Raw genomic sequence first — 2427 nt, 5'->3', positions numbered from 1 at the left:
GTAAGCGACAAGCAGACCCCATCTGGCGAAGCAGCTTAGCGGTCGGCTATCGGTAGCGGACACGATGAACTGCTGTGAGCTTCTATGTCTGCGCCTAGCTCTGGAACTAGAACTTTTCATATGATCGAGGCTGTTGCGGACCGATTTGAGGGCGCGCCTCGGCAGCTTCGGCGGCGCTGGTCGGACGATTTTAAAGCGCGTGCAGTTGCAGAGGCACTCGAGCCTGGCTCGAGCGTGTCAGCGATCGCACGTCGGCTTGATATCCATCCGTCACAACTGTTTGGCTGGCGTCGCGCCGCCCTGGGCTCTCACAAGGAGAACATAGCGCCGATCGGTCATAAGGCAGTCACGCCATCTGCCGACGGCGCGATAATCGAAGTTCTGATTGGCGATGTCGTCGTGCGCGCTCCCGCCGATGTGGACGAAGCTCATCTGCAGCGTGTCATCCGGGCAGTTCGGTCAGCATGATCCCCGCAGGTGTAAAGGTCTTCCTCGCCAGTCACCCCATCGACTTTCGCAAAGGGCCGGACAGTTTGCTGTCGCTGGTGCGCGACGCCGGCAGTGATCCGTTCAATGGCTCGCTTTATGTCTTCCGGGCGAAGCGGGCGGACCGGGTCAAGATCGTCTGGTGGGATGGATCAGGGGTCTGCCTCTATTCCAAGCGGTTGGAGAAGGCGCAGTTCTGCTGGCCGCGGATCGGCCACAACCGGGTGCAGCTCAATCACGCTCAGCTCATGGCGCTCGTTGACGGCATGGACTGGAAACGGGTGCGCTCAGTGGCGGTGAAGCCGCCGGAGATTGTTGGGTAAAGGGCTGCGGCGAAGTGAATCAACCGCCTGAAAAGGCAGGAAAACCGGAGCAAATTGTGCTCTGGTAGGCCTCATGACGCCGCCCGATCTACAGCTCCCGGATGATGTAGAGACCCTGAAAGCCATGGTCCTTGCCATGGCCGAGAAGGCAGCGCGCACCGATGCTCTCGAGAGCGAGGTCGCAGACCTGAAAGCCAGAAACGCCGATGCCGACGAACGCATCGAGCGACTGACCCAGATCCTGAAAGCCTTCGATCGCGCCCGCTTCGGCCGGCAATCGGAAAAGCTCGGCTCTCCGGGCATCGATGATGAGCAGCAGGCTTTTGTCTTCGAGGAAATCGAGACCGGTATCTCGGCAATCCGAGCCAAGGTAAACAAGGGTGCCGCTGATCCCGATGCGAAACGTGCACCCCGGCCGCGCAAGGGCTTTGCACCTCATCTGGAACGAGTCGAAGTGGTGATCGAGCCGGATGAACTGCACGAACACATCGGCAAACAGAAGGTGCTGATCGGAGAAGACGTCTCGGAGCGACTGGACGTCGTGCCGGCGAAGTTCCGCGTCATCGTCACCCGGCGGCCGAAGTATGCCTTCAAGAACGAAGACGGCGTCATCCAGGCAGCCGCGCCCGCGCACATCATCGAGGGTGGCATTCCAACGGAAGCGCTTCTCGCCCAGATCGCTGTCTCGAAGTATGCAGATGGCCTTCCGCTCTATCGACAGGAGGCAATCTATGCACGCGACAAGGTTGAGCTTGACCGGAAGCTGATGGCCCAATGGATGGGCAAGCTCGGCTACGAGCTCGATATCCTGGCCGACTACATCCTCGCTGAGATCAAGAAGGCTGAGCGCATCTTTGCGGACGAGACGACATTGCCAACGCTCGCGCCCGGATCCGGATCGGCAAAGACAGCCTGGCTATGGGCTTATGCGAGGGATGATAGACCCTTTGGCGGTAGTGGCCCGCCGATGGTCGCCTATCGCTTCGAAGATAGCCGCGCTGGCGATCGCGTCGCCCGGCATCTGAATGGCTATCGCGGTATCCTTCAGGTGGACGGGCATGGTGCCTACAACAAGCTTGCCCGATCTGACGGCGGCAATGACGGCGTGATGCTGGCCGGCTGCTGGTCCCATAGCAGGCGCAAGTTCTACGAACTCCACGCCTCGGACAGCTCCAAGATAGCCAGCGAGACGGTGGAATTGATGGCAAAGCTCTGGGAGGTGGAAGCGGCGGCCCGGGGGCAGAGCCCTGACGCGCGTGTCGCGGCACGTCAGGCGACATCTGCTGCAGTTGTCACTGAGCTCTTCGCCCTGTGGCAAAAGACCCTGCCGCGGATCTCCGGCAAGTCGAAGCTCGCAGAAGCGATCCGCTATGCCACCTCGCGTCGCTCCATCTTCGAACGCTTCCTTACCGACGGCCGCATCGAGCTCGACAGCAACATCGTTGAGCGTGCCATTAGGCCCCAGACGATCACGAGAAAGAACAGTCTCTTCGCCGGCAGCGATGGCGGTGGAAGGACCTGGGCGACTATCGCCACGCTCCTTCAGACGGCGAAGATGAACAACGTGGACCCGCAGGCTTGGCTCACCCAAACACTTGAGCGGATCGCCAACGGCTGG

The 2427-nt window shown here is 60.7% G+C and carries 3 protein-coding genes; all 3 read left to right on the top strand.

All coding sequences use genetic code 11. From position 1 onward, the window contains the following. The first annotated feature begins 120 nt into the window (after positions 1 to 120). Positions 121 to 468: a transposase gene (locus PYR71_RS30550; protein ID WP_092755364.1), complete on the top strand. Its 348-nt coding sequence runs from the start codon at positions 121 to 123 to the stop codon at positions 466 to 468. Beyond that, positions 465 to 809, top strand: coding sequence for an IS66 family insertion sequence element accessory protein TnpB (gene tnpB / locus PYR71_RS30545; RefSeq protein WP_011053349.1), 345 nt, complete (start codon positions 465 to 467; stop codon positions 807 to 809). The genes PYR71_RS30550 and tnpB overlap by 4 nt, the downstream gene beginning before the upstream one ends. A 73-nt stretch (positions 810 to 882) precedes the next feature. After that, the coding region (locus PYR71_RS30540) for an IS66-like element ISRel15 family transposase (protein ID WP_097623642.1) at positions 883 to 2427 on the top strand (1545 nt) is incomplete at its 3' end.

The sequence above is a fragment of the Rhizobium mulingense genome (assembly GCF_029194105.1).
Classification (GTDB): domain Bacteria; phylum Pseudomonadota; class Alphaproteobacteria; order Rhizobiales; family Rhizobiaceae; genus Rhizobium; species Rhizobium mulingense.
This window is presented reverse-complemented; position numbering and strand designations above follow the sequence as displayed.